At 69.6% G+C, this 546-nt stretch carries 1 protein-coding gene; it reads right to left on the bottom strand.

Going from position 1 to position 546, the window contains the following annotated elements; translation table 11 throughout:
* Positions 1-546 (bottom strand): DUF5933 domain-containing protein (locus KUM32_RS39540; protein ID WP_217146568.1); only part of this gene is annotated, 546 nt, incomplete at both ends.

Genomic DNA, 546 nt, shown 5'->3' with positions numbered 1-546 from the left:
GCGGTAGCCCATGCCGTGTGCAGACTGGGCATGCAGTTGCGCGGGGTGATGTCGTCGAAGGGCATGCTCTGTGGGACGCCCACCGGCGTCAGCGTGTCCGGCCACAGGTTGGCCACCGCATACTGCCCGCCGTCGGCGCCGTACGCGAAGATCGGACCGACCACCGGGTAGATCATGTAGATGCCCGGCCCGAGCAGGCCGATCACCAGGAAGGTGCGCACCAGGTGGTGGGTGGGGAAGCGGCGATCGACCGCGACGTGCCGGAGCTGGTAGAGCGCGACGACGACCGCGGCCACCGCGAGTTGGGCGTAGACGTAGTCGAGAACGTGGTAGCCGACCGTTCCTGAGGCTTCGACCAGTCGGCCCACCAGCCATGACGGGCTGCCCAGCGCGTGGTCGGCGGTCGCCACGTACTGGTCGAGCACCGTGGGTCGGGTCTTCCACGTGATGAGCAGCCAGGCGTCGCCGGTCTTCCGGCCGGCCACCAGCAGCAGGCCGAGCCCGACACCCTTGAGCAACAGGACGCGTTCCCGGCCGCTGCGGCGG

The sequence above is a fragment of the Streptomyces sp. AC627_RSS907 genome, assembly GCF_019049165.1.
The sequence above is the reverse complement of the archived record's forward strand: the minus strand, read 5'-3'. Positions and strand labels throughout refer to the sequence as shown.